The sequence below is a fragment of the Burkholderia sp. LAS2 genome (assembly GCF_018417615.1).
GTDB classification, from domain to species: domain Bacteria; phylum Pseudomonadota; class Gammaproteobacteria; order Burkholderiales; family Burkholderiaceae; genus Burkholderia; species Burkholderia sola.
The window spans coordinates 1,706,316-1,723,888 of record NZ_CP071052.1 but is presented as its reverse complement, the minus strand read 5'-3'; the positions used below and the strand labels follow the sequence as shown (position 1 = coordinate 1,723,888).

General features: G+C 67.0%; 19 protein-coding genes and 1 riboswitch. Of the genes, 13 read left to right on the top strand and 6 right to left on the bottom strand.

Annotated features, from left to right (window positions below):
- Positions 1 to 83: 83 nt before the first annotated feature.
- The gene (locus JYG37_RS08080; RefSeq protein WP_050015133.1) at positions 84 to 710 is read right to left on the bottom strand and encodes a flavin reductase family protein; all 627 of its coding nucleotides are present in this window, start codon (positions 708 to 710) and stop codon (positions 84 to 86) included.
- 875 nt (positions 711 to 1,585) lie between these two features.
- Here JYG37_RS08080 and JYG37_RS08075 point away from each other — a divergent pair.
- The 4 genes from JYG37_RS08075 (at position 1,586) to JYG37_RS08060 (ending at position 5,459) form a co-directional block, all read left to right on the top strand.
- Positions 1,586 to 2,611 (top strand): LacI family DNA-binding transcriptional regulator, encoded by a 1,026-nt coding sequence (locus JYG37_RS08075; RefSeq protein ID WP_176016614.1) that lies wholly within the window; start codon positions 1,586 to 1,588, stop codon positions 2,609 to 2,611.
- A 64-nt stretch (positions 2,612 to 2,675) separates the two neighbouring features.
- Positions 2,676 to 3,704, top strand: coding sequence for an ABC transporter substrate-binding protein (locus tag JYG37_RS08070; RefSeq protein ID WP_069617064.1), 1,029 nt, complete (start codon positions 2,676 to 2,678; stop codon positions 3,702 to 3,704).
- Positions 3,705 to 3,721: 17 nt separating this feature from the next.
- A complete protein-coding gene (locus JYG37_RS08065; protein ID WP_050015128.1) occupies positions 3,722 to 4,546 on the top strand; it encodes an ABC transporter permease in 825 nt (274 codons plus the stop codon).
- Positions 4,547 to 4,556: 10 nt separating this feature from the next.
- A complete protein-coding gene (locus JYG37_RS08060; RefSeq protein WP_213345998.1) occupies positions 4,557 to 5,459 on the top strand; it encodes an ABC transporter permease in 903 nt (300 codons plus the stop codon).
- Positions 5,460 to 5,489: 30 nt separating this feature from the next.
- Here JYG37_RS08060 and JYG37_RS08055 read toward each other — a convergent pair whose 3' ends face one another.
- Complete coding sequence (locus JYG37_RS08055) at positions 5,490 to 6,542, bottom strand: RNA-guided endonuclease InsQ/TnpB family protein (RefSeq protein ID WP_050015125.1); 1,053 nt, start codon at positions 6,540 to 6,542, stop codon at positions 5,490 to 5,492.
- Positions 6,543 to 6,634: 92 nt separating this feature from the next.
- Here JYG37_RS08055 and JYG37_RS08050 point away from each other — a divergent pair, with 92 nt between their 5' ends.
- From JYG37_RS08050 to JYG37_RS08040, 3 genes are all read left to right on the top strand, one after another.
- Entirely contained in the window at positions 6,635 to 7,666 is a 1,032-nt protein-coding gene (locus tag JYG37_RS08050; RefSeq protein WP_050015123.1) for an ABC transporter ATP-binding protein, read from the top strand.
- 83 nt (positions 7,667 to 7,749) lie between these two features.
- Complete coding sequence (locus tag JYG37_RS08045) at positions 7,750 to 8,574, top strand: phosphodiesterase (RefSeq protein ID WP_050015236.1); 825 nt, start codon at positions 7,750 to 7,752, stop codon at positions 8,572 to 8,574.
- 179 nt (positions 8,575 to 8,753) lie between these two features.
- Positions 8,754 to 9,953, top strand: a complete 1,200-nt coding sequence (locus JYG37_RS08040) for an MFS transporter (RefSeq protein ID WP_124629983.1) — start codon at positions 8,754 to 8,756, stop codon at positions 9,951 to 9,953.
- Between the two features lie 21 nt (positions 9,954 to 9,974).
- On the opposite strand, the gene JYG37_RS08035 is transcribed toward JYG37_RS08040, so the two are convergent.
- Positions 9,975 to 11,153, bottom strand: coding sequence for an EamA family transporter (locus tag JYG37_RS08035; RefSeq protein WP_124595338.1), 1,179 nt, complete (start codon positions 11,151 to 11,153; stop codon positions 9,975 to 9,977).
- 108 nt (positions 11,154 to 11,261) lie between these two features.
- Between JYG37_RS08035 and JYG37_RS08030 the strand changes: the two genes are divergently transcribed.
- The 3 genes from JYG37_RS08030 to JYG37_RS08020 all read left to right on the top strand — a co-directional run bounded on the left by JYG37_RS08030 (position 11,262) and on the right by JYG37_RS08020 (position 12,292).
- Complete coding sequence (locus tag JYG37_RS08030; protein ID WP_176016593.1) at positions 11,262 to 11,459, top strand: hypothetical protein; 198 nt, start codon at positions 11,262 to 11,264, stop codon at positions 11,457 to 11,459.
- 201 nt (positions 11,460 to 11,660) lie between these two features.
- A complete protein-coding gene (locus JYG37_RS08025) occupies positions 11,661 to 12,014 on the top strand; it encodes a type II toxin-antitoxin system RelE/ParE family toxin (RefSeq protein ID WP_124557237.1) in 354 nt (117 codons plus the stop codon).
- Positions 12,011 to 12,292, top strand: a complete 282-nt coding sequence (locus tag JYG37_RS08020; protein WP_124639066.1) for a helix-turn-helix domain-containing protein — start codon at positions 12,011 to 12,013, stop codon at positions 12,290 to 12,292. The genes JYG37_RS08025 and JYG37_RS08020 overlap by 4 nt, the downstream gene beginning before the upstream one ends.
- A 25-nt stretch (positions 12,293 to 12,317) precedes the next feature.
- On the opposite strand, the gene JYG37_RS08015 is transcribed toward JYG37_RS08020, so the two are convergent.
- From JYG37_RS08015 to JYG37_RS08005, 3 genes are all read right to left on the bottom strand, one after another.
- Entirely contained in the window at positions 12,318 to 13,106 is a 789-nt protein-coding gene (locus tag JYG37_RS08015; protein ID WP_124629981.1) for a molybdopterin-dependent oxidoreductase, read from the bottom strand.
- Positions 13,107 to 13,133: 27 nt separating this feature from the next.
- Complete coding sequence (locus JYG37_RS08010; protein ID WP_089488301.1) at positions 13,134 to 13,769, bottom strand: cytochrome b/b6 domain-containing protein; 636 nt, start codon at positions 13,767 to 13,769, stop codon at positions 13,134 to 13,136.
- Positions 13,770 to 13,845: 76 nt separating this feature from the next.
- Positions 13,846 to 14,100 (bottom strand): pentapeptide MXKDX repeat protein, encoded by a 255-nt coding sequence (locus tag JYG37_RS08005; protein ID WP_050015110.1) that lies wholly within the window; start codon positions 14,098 to 14,100, stop codon positions 13,846 to 13,848.
- 276 nt (positions 14,101 to 14,376) lie between these two features.
- A riboswitch (TPP riboswitch) is annotated at positions 14,377 to 14,493 on the top strand.
- A gap of 124 nt (positions 14,494 to 14,617) precedes the next feature.
- Between JYG37_RS08005 and thiC the strand changes: the two genes are divergently transcribed.
- The 3 genes from thiC (at position 14,618) to JYG37_RS07990 (ending at position 17,483) form a co-directional block, all read left to right on the top strand.
- On the top strand, positions 14,618 to 16,549 hold the full coding sequence (gene thiC / locus JYG37_RS08000; protein WP_050015108.1) for a phosphomethylpyrimidine synthase ThiC: 1,932 nt from the start codon (positions 14,618 to 14,620) through the stop codon (positions 16,547 to 16,549).
- Positions 16,550 to 16,781: 232 nt separating this feature from the next.
- A complete protein-coding gene (locus JYG37_RS07995; RefSeq protein WP_011545020.1) occupies positions 16,782 to 16,994 on the top strand; it encodes a YMGG-like glycine zipper-containing protein in 213 nt (70 codons plus the stop codon).
- Positions 16,995 to 17,213: 219 nt separating this feature from the next.
- Positions 17,214 to 17,483 (top strand): hypothetical protein, encoded by a 270-nt coding sequence (locus JYG37_RS07990; protein ID WP_213345997.1) that lies wholly within the window; start codon positions 17,214 to 17,216, stop codon positions 17,481 to 17,483.
- The last annotated feature ends 90 nt before the right edge of the window (positions 17,484 to 17,573 follow it).

The window sequence follows — 17,573 nt, the reverse complement described above, 5'->3', positions numbered from 1 at the left end:
GAAATCCTGGATCGTCGCGAGGTCTTTCGTCGGATGCGGGCGCTCGTGCGCCCGGTTGCCGGCTTACTGCGGCGTGCGATCGATCACGCGTCGGGACGGAACAGATCGAAGCGACTGTCGGGCGTCACGTGTACATAGGCCGACGGGCCGCCCGCACGAAGAATGATGCCCGCGCCGAACGTGTCGAAGATGCCGTCCTTCAGCAGGTCATGGCGGATATGGACCGCGACGACCTCACCCAGCACCAGCGTGGCCGGCGTCTCGACGCCGTGGTGATCGCGCAGCCGGATCACGTCGGTCACCTTGCATTCGAAGTTCACGCCGCTTTCCGCGACGCGCGGCACGTCGACGAGGCGCGACGGCACCGCGGTCAAGCCGCCGAGTTCGAACTCGTTCACGTCGTACGGCACGGCGGCGCAGGTCTGGTTCATCCGCTCGGCCAGATCGCGCGTCGCGAGGTTCCACACGAACTCGCCGGTCTCCTGCACGTTGCGCACGCTGTCCTTCGCGGCGGTGCTCGAAAAGCCGATGATCGGCGGCCGATAGTTGAACGCGTTGAAGAAGCTGTACGGCGCGAGGTTCAGCGTGCCGTCGCTGCCGCGGGATGAAATCCAGCCGATCGGGCGTGGGCCGATGATCGCGTTCAACGGGTCGTGCGGCAGGCCGTGGCCTTGCGACGGCTCGTAATAGTGATGGGTCGATTCGGTCATGACGGATGGTCTTGCGAGAGGTAAACGAGAGGAAGGCTGTCGGCGGGACGCGTTGGCCGGTGGCGACGCAGGCGTCCGGTGCGACGTGCGTACCAGTATCACATGGCGCGGTTTTCGGCGCAGTGAAGCGCATCGTGGGCGGCGCGGACGCGCCGCTGCATGTGCGTGCGCCAAATAAAAAACCCGCGAGCGCTGCGTTTCTCACGGGTTTTTTACGCCTTCGTTGAATCGAATCGCGTCGACGCAATCGATGGTGCCGGGGACCGGACTCGAACCGGCAAGCCAGTTAAGGCGGCGGATTTTCGTCACACTGCTTCTTTCAAAGCCGGCGGCGCGTACGCGAGCCGTTCGTGCGCTGGACTATGCCTTCACCGTCGCGCGCGGGCGTGACCGCTGCCCGTGCGCCTTAGGCGCCCCCCGTCTAGTCTCTACACCTTCCTCGCGGATGCCGCGAGGCTTGGCTCGGCGTTGCCTCGATGCGCACATCAGGGGTTTCGCCGAATTTGAAGGGTTCTGCACCGACCGTTTCCGGCCGGGCACTCAATCGTTTAAGTCCGCTATGTTTACCAATTTCATCACCCCGGCAAGAGGGCGGACGCGATTCTACCATTGCTTGGCGCATGCGTTCCCTTATTCCGCGGCGCCGAGTCCTCCACCATGCTCGACGCGAACACGCGACGCCGATGCAACGAAGCCACCGATTTCGTCCCGCCCCGCGACCTGCCCCGATACAATCGACCGCGCGTCGTCCCACGGCCCCAACGGTCTGACGTTTGTATCGTGCTTCTCGCGAAACAAGCGTCGCGTGCGTCATCGCGAAGTCACAAACGTTTTCGATAATTCCCCGGCCGAAAACGTTTACATCGCATGACTTCATGACCTCGACCATCAAGGACGTCGCCGCCCTCGCGGGCTTCTCGATCGCCACCGTTTCGCGTGCGATCAACGCGCCGCATACCGTCAGCCCCGCCACGCTGCAGACGATCCGCACCGCCATCGACACGCTGCAGTTCCGCCCGAGCCCGCTCGGCCGGCAATTGCGCGGCGAGCGCACGCGGCTCGTCGGCGTCGTCGTGCCGACGCTGTCGAACCCGGTGTTCGCCGACTGCCTGCAAGGCATCGACGAACTCGCGACCGCGGCCGGTTTCAAGCTGATCCTGATGACGACCGAATACGACGCGGCGCGCGAGCGTCATGCGATCGAGACGCTGCGCGAGCAGCGCGTCGAAGGGCTGATCCTCACCGTCGCCGATGCGGACACGCACCCGCTGCTCGACATGCTCGACCGCGACGGCCCGCATTACGTGCTGATGCACAACGACACGCAGCGCCGTCCATCGGTGTCGGTCGACAACCGCCGCGCCGCGTATGACGGCGTGCAACGGCTGACCGCGCACGGCCATCGCCGCGTGCTGATGCTGGCCGGTTCGCTCGCCGCGTCGGATCGCGCGCGCCAGCGTCATCTCGGTTATGCGCAGGCGCTCGAGGAAGTCGGCGTGGCGCCGCTGCCGCCCGTCGAAGTCGACTTCAACGCGCCCGAGCTGCCCGATGCGGTGCTCGCGCATCTCACCGCGCACGCCACGCGCCCGACCGCGCTCTTCTGCAGCAACGACCTGCTCGCGATGGTCGTGATGCGCGGCCTGCGCCGCGCGGGTTTCTCGATTCCCGACGACCTGTCGGTGCTCGGCTTCGACGGGATCGCGATCGGCGAGCTGCTTGCGCCGCCGCTCGCGAGCGTCGCGACGCCGAACCGCGACATCGGCCGCCACGCGTGGCAGCGTCTCGTCGAATGCATCGGCGGCGCGCCGATCGACCGCACGCCGATGATCCTGCCGCATGCGGTGCGCGACGGCGCGACGATTGCTCCGCCCGCCACCGACCTGCAACTGCGCAACGCCTGATCGCAACACGCACGCGCGACGCAACCGATCACCCCGTACCACACCACTCGCCCGGAGATTCACCGTGTCCTTTCGCCTGACCTCGCTGCTGCGCGCGCTTGCCGCGCCGCTCGCCTTCGCCGCGCTCGTCGCCGGCGCTCCCGCCGCCCATGCCGACGAAACGGCGATCTGCTACAACTGCCCGCCCGAATGGGCCGACTGGGCCGCGCAGATCGCCGCGATCAAGCAGAAGACCGGCATCCGCGTGCCGTCCGACAACAAGAACTCGGGCCAGGCGATCGCGCAGTTGATCGCCGAGCAGAAGAGCCCGGTGGCCGACGTCGTCTACCTCGGCGTGTCGTCGGCATTCCAGGCGAAGGACAAGGGCGTGATCGCGCCGTACAAACCCGCGCACTGGAACGACATCCCCGCGAACCTGAAGGACCCGCAAGGCTACTGGTTCGCGATCCACTCGGGCACGCTCGGCTTCTTCGTGAACAAGGACGCGCTCGACGGCAAGCCGGTGCCGCGTTCGTGGGCCGACCTGCTGAAGCCCGAATACAAGGGCATGGTCGGCTATCTCGATCCGTCGAGCGCGTTCGTCGGCTATGCGGGCGCGGTCGCCGTCAACCAGGCGCTCGGCGGCAGCCTCGACAACTTCAAGCCGGGCCTCGACTGGTTCCGCAAGCTCAAGGCCAACGCGCCGATCGTGCCGAAGCAAACGGCCTATGCACGCGTGCTGTCCGGCGAGATTCCGATCCTGCTCGACTACGACTTCGACGCGTATCGCGCGAAATACAAGGACAACGCGAACGTCGAGTTCGTGATTCCGAAGGAAGGCACGATCGCGGTGCCGTACGTGATGAGCCTCGTGAAGGGCGCGCCGCACGACGCGAACGGCAAGAAGGTGCTCGACTTCGTGCTGTCGGACGAAGGCCAGAAGCTGTGGGCCAATGCCTACCTGCGCCCGGTGCGTGCGCAGACGCTCGGCGCCGACATCGCCGCGAAGTTCCTGCCGGCGAGCGAATACGCGCGGGCGAAACCGGTCGATTTCGGCAAGATGGCGGCCGGCCAGCAGGCGTTCGGCCAGCAGTACCTGCAGATCATGCAGTAAGCCGCGGGACGCAACCGATGCTCGACCTGACTTTTCCGCTGCGCTGGCGCATTGCGCTCGTCGCGCCGGCGCTGGCGGTATTCGCCGCGTTCTGGCTGCTGCCGATGGCGTCGCTCGTGCAGGTGTCCGCCGACGGCGCCTTCTTCTCGCACTACGCGGCACTGCTCGGCAATGCGCGCTACATGAAGAGCCTCGGCGAGACGGTGGCGCTGTCCGCGGGCGTCACGCTCGCGACGCTCGCGCTGTCGACGATCTCCGGCCTGCTGCTCGCGCGCCGCGAATTCGCCGGCAAGCGCGTGCTGCTCGCGCTGCTCACGTTTCCGCTCGCGTTCCCGGGTGTCGTGGTCGGCTTCATGGTGATCATGCTCGCCGGGCGCCAGGGGCTGATCGGCATGCTGTCGGCGAAACTCACCGGCGACAAGTTCGTGTTCGCGTATTCGGTGGCCGGCCTGTTCATCGGCTACCTGTATTTCTCGATTCCGCGCGTGATCGTCACCGTGATCGCGGCCGCGTCGAAGCTCGACGCGTCGCTCGAGGAAGCCGCGCGTTCGCTCGGCGCGTCGCCATGGCGCATCTTCGTCGACATCGTGCTGCCCGCGCTCGCGCCGGGCCTGGTCGCGGCCGGCGCGATCTGCTTCGCGACCGCGATGGGCGCGTTCGGCACCGCGTTCACGCTCGCCACCGACCTGAACGTGCTGCCGATGACGATCTATACCGAGTTCACGCTGAACGCGAACATCGCGACGGCGGCCGGCCTGTCGATCGTGCTCGGCATCGTCACCTGGGCCGTGCTCGCGCTCGCGCGTCGCTTCACCGGTCACACCGCCGCCGCCGCGGCCTGAGGATTTACGCATGCAATCGCTTTCCGGCTCTTCCACGCCGTCGCCGGCACCCGCTCCAGCGCCGCTGCACGCGACACGCGCCGCCCGGCATGCGCCGCGGGTCGCCGGCGCGCGCGCGATCGCCGCGCTGCAATGGGGCGTCACGCTGCTGCTGTGCGCGTTCCTGATCGTGCCCGTCGTGATGTCGGTGCTCGCGGGGCTGACCGTCAACTATTTCCGCGGCCTGTCGAGCGGCCTCACGCTGCGCTGGCTTGAGCAGGTGTGGCAGCAGTATCACGGCTCGGTCGCGCTGTCGCTCTACGTCGCGTTCGCGACGCTCGCGATCGTGCTCGCGGTCGGCGTGCCGGCCGGCTATGCGCTCGCGCGCAGCAAGAGTCGCATCGCTCGGGCGATCGAGGAAGCGCTCGTGCTGCCGGTCGCGCTGCCGGGGCTGGCTTCGGCGCTCGCGCTGCTGGTCGTGTACGGCGGCTTCACCGCGTTCCGGATGAGCCTGTGGTTCATCGTCGTCGGCCACGTCGTGTTCACGCTGCCGTTCATGGTGCGCGCGGTCGCGGCCGTCGCGGCCGGCGCCGACCTGCGCACGCTCGAGGAAGGCGCGGCGAGCCTCGGCGCATCGTTCGTCACGCGCTTCGTCACGATCGTGCTGCCGAACCTGCGGCCGGGCATCGTCGCCGGTGCGCTCGCGGTGCTCACGCTGTCGATCGGCGAGTTCAACCTCACGTGGATGCTGCATACGCCCGACACCAAGACGCTGCCGGTCGGGCTCGCCGATACCTATGCATCGCTGCGCCTCGAAGTCGGCAGCGCGTACACGATCCTGTTCCTGCTGATGACGCTGCCGCTGCTCGTCGCGATGCAGTGGCTCGGCGTCGATCCGTCCGGTACGCGCGCGCTGAAGAAGCGCCCGCGCTGAAATTTTCGCAGACTTGACGTCCTCGTCCGCCTAAAGGCGGAGGATTCCCACACCTGGCGATGCACGTCCGCATCGGAAAATGTTCAGCGCAGCGTTGATATCACGATCATGCACGACACCACATCCACTGCAGGCCCACTCTCTTATTCGCAGTCCCGCGATACCTTTCGGCCGCGTCGTGCTGTCTTTCGACCCACACGACGAACAGGACTGGGTAGAACCGCTTTCGTCGACTTCCTCGAACGTGGCTCCGTGCGCGATCGCTTTGTAGCGGAGCTTGTTCCGGAAGGACGACCAGGATGCGTCGTAGACGCTCTTCGCCATCCTGGTTCTGGCGAGCTTCGCGGCCGACACGTTGCCGACCACGATGTAATCGAACCGCCGCACCAGATCGAGCGCGAGCTTATGCTGGAAATCGGCACGGGCATTCGCGACCTTGGCATGCAGCTTCGCGATATGCCGCTTGTGCTTTCGCGCCCGTTGCGCTTTCGCGAGCTTTTCCGCCGCGCGTCGGCCGAACCGGTCATTCGGCAGTTTTTCGCCGGTCGAAAGTGTGGCGAAGTCTTTCAGGCCGAGATCGATGCCAACACCGGAACGGATCGGACGAGCCTGAACATCCGGCATCTCGATCACGATATTCAGAAACCAGTTGCCGCGTGCATCTTGCGCAAAGTTGGTCCCGTCCTTGATCTTGCCTTCGGGAAGCGCTCGGCTGTTGAACACGCGAAACGTGTTGCCGGCGAAACGGAACGCGTCACCCTCGCGCTTCAGGTCGCGGCCCTTCAGCGGCACCCAGCCGAGCGATTTCCTGCCGCGATAGCGCAGGTAGGGCCGACGGCGCTGACTGCGAGACTTCACGTATTGCTCGCACGTCGCGTTGATCGTGCCGGAGTGGATGCCAAGTTCCTTACTGCTACCAGTGGTGAGCACATTCAAGTCGAAACCGGTCGGCCACTTCTTGTTCCACTTGAGCGCGTGCTTCTGCGTGTCGTTGCAGAAGTTCCAGACGTAGTTCACCGCGCGGCTCTGCTTGTTGAGCAGTCCGTTGAGCGACTTCACCCGGTAGCGGTAGACAAGGATCATGCCGGTGATCCTAACCCGTGGAAGAAGCTGCCTGTCAACAGCACGCCTTTCCTTCCCGCCATCAATGGCGGGGTTTCTCGGAGCAAATTCTGATGAAACTCGATTCCACTCCCATCACCCTGACCGGCTGCGCGAAGACGTTCCGCGGCACACGCGTGCTTGAACCGCTCGACCTGTCGATCGGCGCCGGCGAAACGCTCGTGCTGCTCGGGCCGTCGGGCTGCGGCAAGACGACCACGCTGCGCCTGATCGCGGGACTCGACACGCCGGACGCCGGCGGCACGATCGCGTTCGGCGACGACGACGTCACCGCACTGCCGATCGAACGCCGGCAAGTCGGCATGGTGTTCCAGAACTACGCGCTGTTTCCGAACCTGACGGTGCGCGGCAACGTCGGCTACGGGCTGAAGATCCGCAAGACCGAGCCGCGTACGCTGCGCGAGCGCGTCGACGAACTGCTCGCGATGATGCGGCTCGATGCGCATGCGGACAAGCCGGTCGATCAACTGTCGGGCGGCCAGCGGCAGCGCGTCGCGCTGGCGCGTGCGCTCGCGGTGCGCCCGCGCGTGCTGCTGCTCGACGAACCGCTGACCGCGCTCGACGCGAAGCTGCGCGACGTGCTGCGTCGCGACATGAACGCGCTGCTGCGCGAGCTCGGCGTGACGACCGTCTACGTGACGCACGACCAGGCCGAAGCGATGGAGCTCGGCGACCGGATCGTCGTGATGGGCGCGGGCCGCATCGAGCAGATCGGCACGCCGCGCGAGATTTACTACCAGCCCGCGAACCGCACGGTCGCGCAGTTCATCGGCACGCTGAACCGGCTCGCGGGCCAGTGGCGCAACGGCGCGCTCGAAACGACGGGCGGCGCGATCGCCACGCCGCATGCGGCCGACGAATGGTTCTTCCGCCCCGAGGATGCGCAGCTCGCCGATCCTGCGCATGCATCGCTGCGCGGTGCGGTCGGTGCGTGCGCGTTCCTCGGCGAACGCACGCGGCTCACGATCGAGCATGCGGCGCCCGACGCGCTCGTGATCGACGTGCCGGGCCGCGTCGCGCTTGCGCGCGGCACGGCGGTCGGCCTCACGATCGCGCCGGAAGGCTTGATCGCGCTCGGCGCGTAAGCCGTCGATCGGGCATCATCCAGGCAGCACCCCACGCGGCGCCCGCCGCCGCGACAACAACCAGACGATTCCGAGGAACGATGATGCTGCTTGCTCAAATCAGCGATCTCCACATCAAGCGGCCGGGCCAGCTCGCGTACCGGCGCGTCGACACGGCGGCCGCGCTCGCCCGCTGCGTCGAGAAACTGAACGCCCTCGTGCCGCGCCCCGACGCCGTGCTCGTCACCGGCGACCTGACCGACTTCGGCCACGACGAAGAGTACGGCAACCTGCGCGGGCTGCTCGACGCGCTCGAGATTCCGTATTACCTGATGATCGGCAATCACGACGACCGCGCCGGTTTGCGCCGCGCATTCGCCGATCGCGCCGAGTTGCAGGACGGCGAATTCGTGCAGTACGCGCTCGACGTCGGGGCGGTGCGCGTGCTCGCGCTCGATTCGCAGGTGCCGGGCGCGAGCCACGGCGACCTGTGCGACGCCCGGCTCGCGTGGCTCGCCGCGCAGCTCGACGGCGCGCGCGACCGGCCGGTGATCGTCGCGCTGCATCACCCGCCGTTTGTGTCCGGCATCGGGCACATGGACAAGCTGCGTCTCGCGCCCGCCGCCGCCGCGAAACTCGATGCGCTGCTGCGCGGCCATCCGAACGTCGAGCGCGTGCTGTGCGGTCACGTGCACCGCACGATGTTCACGCGCTTCGGCGGCACGCTCGCGTGCGCGGTGCCGTCGCCCGCGCATCAGGTCGCCTTCGACTTGCGGGTTGATGGGCCGTCCGCATTCCGGCTCGAACCGCCGGCGTTCGCGGTCCATCGTCATGCGCCCGATACGGGGATGACGTCGCATCACGTCTATGTGGACGAAGGCGCCGGACCGTATCCGTTCTACGAGCCGACGGGCGAGCTGGTCGACTGACGACGTGAAGCGCGTGCCGTGACGGGGGGCGGCCGGCCGGTTGTGCCCGTTATACCGGTTATGCGGCCGGCAGGATTCGCGTCGCTCCGGTATGATCGGCAGCCTCGACCGGCGCCCGGCCTGACTGCGCACCCGACGCGTGCGCCGCTGCCGCGCCGCCCCACTCCGTCGCCGCCGCCATGTCCACTGCCTCGACCGACCGTCCGACCGACACCCCCTCGCCCCACTACTCGCGCGGCCTGCTGTTGCTGCTTGCGACGATCGCGGGCGTATCGGTCGCGAACATCTACTACAACCAGCCGCTGCTCGACAGCTTCCGCTCGTCCTTCCCCGACAGCGCGTCATGGATCGGCGTGGTGCCGACCGCGACGCAGCTCGGCTATGCGGCCGGCATGTTCCTGCTCGCGCCGCTCGGCGATCGCTTCGATCGCCGCGGGCTGATCCTGCTGCAGATCGCCGCGCTGTCGATCGCGCTGATCGCGGCGGCCGCCGCGCCGTCGCTCGTCGTACTCGCACTCGCGAGCCTCGCGATCGGCATCCTCGCGACCATCGCGCAGCAGGCCGTGCCGTTCGCCGCCGAAATCGCGCCGCCGGCCGAACGCGGCCACGCGGTCGGCACCGTGATGAGCGGCCTGCTGCTCGGCATCCTGCTCGCGCGTACCGCCGCCGGCTTCGTCGCCGAGTATTTCGGCTGGCGCGCGGTGTTCGCCGCGTCGGTCGCGGCGCTCGTCGCGCTCGCTATCGTGATCGTGCTGCGGCTGCCGCGCAGCTCGCCGACGTCGACGCTGTCATACGGCAAGCTGCTCGGCTCGATGTGGCATCTGGCCGTCGAGTTGCGCGGGCTGCGCGAGGCATCGCTGACGGGCGCCGCGCTGTTCGCGGCGTTCAGCGCGTTCTGGCCGGTGCTCACGCTGCTGCTCGCCGGCGCGCCGTTCCATCTCGGCCCGCAGGCCGCCGGCCTGTTCGGGATCGTCGGGGCCGCGGGCGCGCTCGCCGCGCCGTATGCAGGCCGCTTTGCGGACACCCGCGGCCCGCGCGCGATCATCTCGCTCGCGATCGCGCTGCTCGCGCTGTCGTTCGTGATCTTCGCGCTGTCGGGTTCGAGCCTCGTCGGGCTGGTGATCGGCGTGATCGTGCTCGACGTGGGCGTACAGGCCGCGCAGATCTCGAACCAGTCGCGCATCTATGCGCTGAAGCCCGACGCGCGCAGCCGCGTGAACACGGTGTACATGGTGTGCTATTTCATCGGCGGCGCGCTCGGCTCGTCGGCCGGCGTCGCCGCATGGCGCGCGTTCGGCTGGACCGGCATGTGCGCAGCGGGCCTGCTGTTTGCCGCGCTCGCCGGCTGGTCCCACCATCGCGGCGGCAGGCGCGGCTGAGCACGACCGGCCACCGCGGCGTCACGCGTCGGTGCGCGACGCGGCCGGCTCCGCGGCGACGGGCGGCGGCGCGAACGCCGGGGCCGGGTCGATCACCGCGGCGGGATCCATCACTGCCGCGGGCGTTGGCACCGCGAGCGGGACGGCGGAAGGCGCGAGGATCGGCGCCGCCTCCTGCGTGGCGACCGGCTCGGCGACAGGCGAACCGTCCGCCGTCACCGCCTGCTCGGCCGCCATGGCCGGCGAACCGGCAGCAGCGGCCGCCGCGGGCCGGCGCGCCGGGTCGAACACGAACGACAATCCGACGCTGCCGAGGATCGCGACGGTCGCGACGACGGTCGCCATCGTCACCGGTTCGCCCAGCAGCAGCGCACCGAGCGCGACCGCGACGATCGGGTTCACGTACATGCAGCTGCTCGCGATGATCGGGCTCGTGTGGCGGATCAGGTAGCCGTACGCAACGTACGCGGCCATCGTGCAGAACACCATCAGGTACACGAACGCGAACACCGGCCCGACGGCCAGTTGTTCGACGCGTTCGCCGAGCAGCCACGCGACGATCGTCGACATCAGGCCGCCGAGGCCGATCTGCAGCGACGTCGACAGGAACAGGTCCGACGGCAGCTTGAGCCGCGTCGCGAGATGCGCGCCGCCCGCCCAGAACAGCGCGCCGGCCAGCACGCAGATCGTGCCGAGCGCCGAGTTCGAGGCGGCCGAACCGCCCGAATTCAGCACGACGATGCCGACCATCCCGAGCGCGACGGCCGCCCATTCGCCCTTCGTCACCGGCCGCCCGGCCACCGCCGCGATCACGGTCGCGAACAGCGGCACAGTGGCGACCATCACCGCGGCCGACCCGCTGCTGACCGTGCGCATGCCGAGCGCGATCGTGCCGGACGACAGCGCGACGAGCATCGTGCCGACGATCGCCGAGTTGCGGATTTCCACGAGCGTCGGCCACTCGGGCTTGCGCCGCAGCGCGAAGATGAACAGGCCGATCCCGCCGAGCAGGTTGCGCAACCCCGACAGCAGCAGCGGCGGGAACGACTGCAGCGCGAAATGCAGCCCGCTGTAGGTCGAACCCCAGACGAAATAGATGAAGACGAGCGCGAGCGCCACGCGGCCGCCGCGGCTTTGCGGCAGGCGGATCCGGAACGAAAAACGGGCGAGGAAATCGAGGAGGCGGTCGAGCGGCGTCATCGAGTCACCCGCTCGCACGTCACGCCGCGTGCTCCGCTGAAAGGCGCCGGCGATGCCGGCAAACGGTCCATGCGGGACCGGGAAGGCAGAGCGAACGTGCGGGACGACATGGCAGTGCGAACGGCGACGAAAGAGAACCGGCAAGCGGCGGCAAAAGGGCAAAAACGGGGCAAAAAAAACGTGCGCAACCGCGCGGCTGCACACGCTCGGCATTATGGCATCAAGGATTCGAAAGCATCGTCAGACCTGTCTGAAAGATATCGACTGATGTTTCGGCGCGACATTTTTCGCGCGAAGGACGGGTGAAATGCGGGGCCGGATACGCGGGGGCGGATAACCGGCGCGTGGGCGACCCGCCTCGTCGCCATTCGCAGCCGTTGATCCAGCATCGGCCGGACGACCAGTCAAGTGCGCCGGCGCTTCGCGGCGCGTCTATCGTGACGGACGGCATGCTCGCGCATTGCCGTGAGCAGCCTCTTTCCGATACTCACACCGCCATACAAGATTTTGTATAATTCAGATATCCTTCCGCCGAAGCCGGTCGTTTTCGTCGGCACCGCGCTGGCCGATCTCCGCGACTTTCCGCTGCCCGCGCGGCGCGAAGCCGGCCACCAGATCGACCAGGTGCAGCGTGGCCTCGCGCCCGACGACTGGAAACCGATGCGCACCATCGGCATCGGCGTGCGGGAAATTCGCCTGCGCGATGCGAGCGGCGCCTTCCGGATCGTCTACGTCGCGACGTTCGCCGAAGCCGTCTACGCGCCGCACTGCTTCCGCAAGCAATCGTCGCGCACGAACAAGACCGATATCGACCTCGCCGCCCGCCGGTACCGGTCGTTGATGATGGAGTTGAAACAATGACCAATGAACGTTACGCGAACGTCTGGGACGCAATCGAAAGCGAGCCAGCGGAGGCCGCGAACATGAAGCTGCGCTCCGAACTGATGATCGCGCTCAAGCAGCGCATCGCGCGGCTCGAACTGAGTCAGGCCGAAGCCGCGAAGCAGCTGGGCGTCACGCAGCCGCGCGTGTCCGACCTGATGCGCGGCAAGATCAACCTGTTCGGGCTCGACGCGCTCGTGAACATGGCCGCGGCCGTCGGCCTGCACGTCGATCTGCAGGTGCGCGAATCCGCGTGACGCATGCGCACGCCCCGCGCACAGCTCACGATCCGCCGAACCAGTTGTAGCCCTGATCGACCCAGTAGCCGCCCGGGAACGTGTCGGTCACGAAGATTTCCATGATGTGCTTCGGGTTCTTGTAGCCGAGCTTGGTCGGCATCCGCAGCTTCATCGGGAAACCGTATTCCGGCGGCAGACGATGGCCGTCGTACTCGAATGCGAGCAACGTCTGCGGATGCAGCGCGGTCGGCATGTCGATGCTCTCGTAGTAGTCGTCCGCACATTTGAAGCCGACGTATTTCGCGTGCGTATCGGCACCGGCGCGCGCCAGAAACGCGCCGAACGGCGTGCCGCCCCAGCGGCCGATCGCACTCCACCCTTCCACGCAGATGTGCCGCGTGATCTGTTCCGCGTGCGGCAGCGCATACAACTCGTCGAGCGTCCACACGCGCTTGCCGGTCACGCGGCCCGACAGCACCAGCCGGTACGTCGACGCGTCGACGTGCCGCACTTCGTCGATCCCGTAGTACGCGTTGAACGGAAACGGCCGCGTGATGTCGGCTTCGGTGTAGGTCGGCGCGAGCTGGTTCGGGTTGAACAGCCACGCCTGCACGCGATCGTTCATGCGCGACACTTTTTCGAGAAACGTGTTGACCGATGCATCATCCTGCAGCGTGCAGCCGGTCAGCATCGCAAGGCCGCCGAGCGTCAGCACGCGCCGGTTGAAGAGCCGTCGCGACGGCATCTCGAGTTCGCGGCGCACGTCAAGCTCGAGCGACTTCCGGTCGAGCGTCCAGCGCGGCTCGCCGCGGGATTTTTCGGATTCCGACATGATGATTTCCTTCGCCCGCGAAGCGGGTCAGCGGCCGCGCAGCATCGCGAGCAGCGAGCGCGGCACCAGCAACGCCATCGCGACGTGAACGACGACGAATGCGACGAGCAGCGCCATCGCCCAGAAGTGCACGATACGCGCGTTGTCGTAGCCGCCGAACAGCTCGCGCAGCAACGGGAATTGCACCGATTTCCAGATCGTGAGCCCGGACAGCACCAACAAGACGAGATCGACGATCGCGGTCAGGTACGCGGCACGCTGCACCGCGTTGTAGACGCTCAGGTCGTCGTGCGACAGCCGCCCGCCGAGCGCGGCGCGCACGTCGCGCCACACCGACGCGGGCGTCACGGGCAGCAGCTTGCGTGCGAAGCGCCCCGTCGCGATCGACATCGCGAGGTAGAACAGCCCGTTGCCGACCAGCAGCCACATCGCCGCGAAATGCCATTGCAGCGCGCCGCCGAGCCAGCCGCCGAGCGTGATGCCGTGCGCGAACGTGAACGACGGATAGATCGGCGACGCGTCGTAGATGCGCCAGCCGGACAGCGCCATCAGGATCGCCGCGAGCGCGTTGAGCCAGTGGCTCGCGCGCACCCACCGCGGATGGATCGTCGTCGGCGCGGGCGGCGGCACGCTCGCACGATCGGTGACAGGAACCGTTTGCATGATGATGACTCCCGGAATGAGGCGACGGGACGCGATGCGCGCCGATGACCGGCCGCCCGCGCCCCGCACGCATTCGTCAGTTCGACGGGCTCATGGCGTCCTTCTTCATCGCGTCGCCCTTCTTCATCGCGTCGTGGCCCATCGCATCCTTCTTCATCGCATGCTTCTTCATGCCGTCCTTCTTCATGCCGTCCTTCGCCATCGCGTCGTGGCCCATCGCGTCCTTCGACATCGACATGCCGTCCTTCGACATCGCATCGTTCTGCGCATGGGCGCCCGTTGCGATCGTGGCAAGTGCGGCGACGCAGGCGGCAAGGAATACGTTTTTCATGACATCTCTCCGATACATGGGTTTGGGAGCCGAATAGACGGAGGACGCCGCCGGAAATGACAGCGATGTCGAAAATTTTTTCGAAACGGGAAACAACGGACGGAAATGCTGCACTGCCCGCTCCTTCTGTTCCGGGCGCCACGGCGGATAGACGGCCGCGCCTGCTGCGGCGCACCGCGTCGGCGTCGGCGTCGGCGTCCGCGCCCCGCCCGCTGCCCGCCGACATCGGCTTCGGACCCGGTTGAAACCGCCGCCAAGCCGGTGTATCGTGTGCCCTTGCTAACGCGGGGGTCCTGCAATGCGTTCGGTCAAACAACCGGCATTGCGGGTGAGAAATACCCTTTGAACCTGATCTGGATAATGCCAGCGCAGGGAAGCGTACGGATTTCGCCGCCATCCTTCTGACGAAATCCGCCGCCTCACCAAGCCTCGTCTCCTGCTTAGCTCGAGCCCCACATTCGTCAAGGGCTCCGGGCAAGCGCCGACGCGCCTGCCCGGCGCCCGCACAGGAGATTGCATGAACGCCAATCCGAAGTTTCTGTCTGCCGACGCGCACGTCGACGCCGCTGCCGTCGCGCCGCTGCCCAATTCGCGAAAGGTTTATGTCACCGGCTCGCAGCCCGATATCCGCGTGCCGATGCGCGAGATCACGCAGGCCGACACGCCGACCGGCTTCGGCGGCGAGAAGAATCCGCCGATCTACGTGTACGACACGTCGGGCCCGTACACCGATCCGGACGCGAAGATCGACATCCGCGCGGGCCTGCCCGCACTGCGCCAGCGCTGGATCGAAGCACGCGGCGACACCGAGGTGCTCCCCGGCCTGTCGAGCCAGTACGGCCTCGAGCGCGCGGCCGATCCGGCCACGGCGGACCTGCGTTTCCCGGGCCTGCACCGCAACCCGCGCCGCGCGCAGCCCGGCAAGAACGTCACGCAAATGCACTACGCGCGCCAGGGCATCATCACGCCGGAAATGGAATACATCGCGATCCGCGAGAACCAGCGCCGCGCCGAATACATCGAGAGCCTGAAGTCGAGCGGCCCGAACGGCGCGAAGCTCGCCGCGATGATGGGCCGCCAGCACCCGGGCCAGGCGTTCGGCGCCGCGGCCTTCGGCGCGAACGCGCTGGCCGAGATCACGCCGGAATTCGTGCGCGACGAAATCGCACGCGGCCGCGCGATCATCCCCGCCAACATCAACCACCCGGAATCCGAGCCGATGATCATCGGCCGCAACTTCCTCGTGAAGATCAACGCGAATATCGGCAACTCGGCCGTCACGTCGTCGATCGGCGAGGAAGTCGACAAGATGACGTGGGCGATCCGCTGGGGCGGCGACACGGTGATGGACCTGTCGACCGGCAAGCACATCCATGAAACGCGCGAGTGGATCATCCGCAACAGCCCGGTGCCGATCGGCACGGTGCCGATCTACCAGGCGCTCGAAAAGGTCAACGGCAAGGCCGAGGACCTGACCTGGGAAATCTTCCGCGACACGCTGATCGAACAGGCCGAACAAGGCGTCGACTACTTCACGATCCACGCGGGCGTGCGCCTGCAGTACGTGCCGCTCACCGCGAACCGGATGACGGGCATCGTGTCGCGCGGCGGCTCGATCATGGCGAAGTGGTGCCTCGCGCATCACAAGGAAAGTTTCCTGTACGAACACTTCGAAGAGATCTGCGAGATCATGAAGGCGTACGACGTGAGCTTCTCGCTCGGCGACGGCCTGCGTCCCGGCTCGATCTACGACGCGAACGACGAAGCGCAGCTCGGCGAACTGAAGACGCTCGGCGAGCTCACGCAGATCGCGTGGAAGCACGACGTGCAGGTGATGATCGAAGGCCCCGGCCACGTGCCGATGCAGTTGATCAAGGAGAACATGGATCTCCAGCTCGACTGGTGCAAGGAAGCGCCGTTCTACACGCTCGGGCCGCTGACCACCGACATCGCGCCGGGTTACGACCACATCACGTCGGGCATCGGCGCCGCGATGATCGGCTGGTTCGGCACCGCGATGCTGTGCTACGTGACGCCGAAGGAACACCTCGGGCTGCCGAACAAGGACGACGTGAAGGAAGGGATCATCACGTACAAGCTCGCCGCGCACGCCGCCGACCTCGCCAAGGGTCACCCGGGCGCGCAGGTGCGCGACAACGCGCTGTCGAAGGCGCGCTTCGAGTTCCGCTGGGAAGACCAGTTCAACATCGGTCTCGATCCGGACAAGGCGCGCGAATTCCACGACGAAACGCTGCCGAAGGATTCGGCGAAGGTCGCACACTTCTGCTCGATGTGCGGCCCGCATTTCTGCTCGATGAAGATCACGCAGGACGTGCGCGAATTCGCGGCGCAGCAGGGCGTGTCGGAAACCGAGGCGCTGAAGAAAGGGATGGAGGTCAAGGCGGTCGAGTTCGTGAAGACGGGCGCCGAGATCTATCACCGTCAGTAAGCGCGCGCAGCGGGCCGCACCGGCCCCTCTGGCGATGCCTGAAGCCCGCTTTCGAGCGGGCTTTTTTGCGCATGCCGTGTGCCTGCCGGCGGACCCGAAACAATTGATTACGAAACCGCGGGAGCCTTAACAAGTCCTTACAGCAGCAGCGCGGGGCGGCGCGTAGATTGGGGACATGCGCGGCCGCCAGCCGGTCGTGCGCCTTCCGTTCACTACCACAAGGACAACGATCATGAACTCGATTCGGCGTTTTGGGGTATGCGCGCTCCTCGTCGCGACGGTGGCCAGCCTGTCGGCCTGCGATTCGATGTCGCGACGCCAGCGTGATACGGCAATCGGTGCGGGTGTCGGCGGCGTCGCCGGCGCGGCGATCGGCGGCAACGCGCTGTCGACGCTGGGCGGCGCGGCGGCCGGCGGCATCATCGGTAACCAGGTCGGCAAGTAAGGAGTGCGACATCGGCCGGTTGGGCGTCGTCGCCCAGCCGCAGGCCGGCCGGTCCAACGGCGTTTCCGCGGTGCGGAAGCGCCGTTTTCGTATGTCCTGCCGGAACCGGCGCGGCCGCTGCGCCCGGAAATGATCGGTTACCGTTTTTCATGCCGTGTCATCGGTACTCGGCCTAAGCTACAAGCATCTGCCGATAGCCGGCTCCGCCGGAGACACATCATGAACAGGACCTTCGTCGCCGCGGCGCTTGCCTGCACGACGCTTGCCGGCTGCTATTACCCGTACGGCTATTATCCGGGCGGCTATTATCCGGGCGGCTATTACACGGCGGCGCCGGTGCCGGTACAGCCCGCGCCCGTGTATGTCGATCCGGCCCCCGCCTACTACTATCCGGCGCCTGCGTATGCGCCTGCATGGGGCGGTTATTGGGGCCCGGCGCTGTCGCTCAATTTCGGCTTCGGCGGACGCGGCGGCCGGCATCATCACTGATCCGACCGGCCGCGCCGCACGCGGTCGGCCGGCCGCCGCCCGGCGGCAAACCGGCGAAATTCCCGTTTCTTGTCGTTTCATCCGATCATG